This is a genomic window from Vibrio sp. 2130-1 (assembly GCF_033339515.1).
Window position 1 is genome coordinate 1 of the sequence record NZ_JAWOUT010000505.1, and the last position, 586, is coordinate 586.

Below are 586 nucleotides of genomic sequence, written 5' to 3' on the forward strand. Positions count from 1 at the left end.
ACAAAAAGGCCCTCTTCTCGGGCCTTTTTCATGGCGATCATTTGTTCGGCTTTCCTCCACCTTTTCCGCCGCCCTTACCACCACCAGAACCCGCAACCGTGATGTTATCGCTCCATCCACTCCAGAACAAAGAACCATCGCTTTTCTGAATGGTGCCAACACGATAATGCACTTCGCCATTGACACTGGAATCTTCAAACGTCGTGGCCGTAGGGTCGAGAACATCCCAACTGCTTAGGCTTTGCCATCGATTACGTTTTGCATTCCAACTCTCGCGTTCGACTCTAAAGCCTGCAATGGCATCTTTATCCCCCAAGTAGCTCCAATTGAGAAAGACAATACTATTGTTGATCGAGATGGAAAGAGCTTCTGGTGCCTTAACGACTAGAGGAGGAGGTGGTGGCGGTTCCGAAGGTGTTGCAGTCAGAGCTCCCACTAAATTAAGTCGTCCGTATTGAGAGATGCTCTGTAAATCTTGCCCATCAGCACCTATTGGATCCGCTCCCTGTTCCAACATCATACGAATCATCTGGTTACAAGGTACGCCAGAGGCATCTTGGCAAGTTGCAGGATCGGATAACTGATC

At 49.1% G+C, this 586-nt stretch carries 1 pseudogene; it reads right to left on the reverse strand.

Going from position 1 to position 586, the window contains the following annotated elements:
• Positions 1-37 precede the first annotated feature (37 nt).
• Positions 38-586, reverse strand: a pseudogene (locus tag R7Q09_RS27090) (serine protease); the annotation flags it as partial.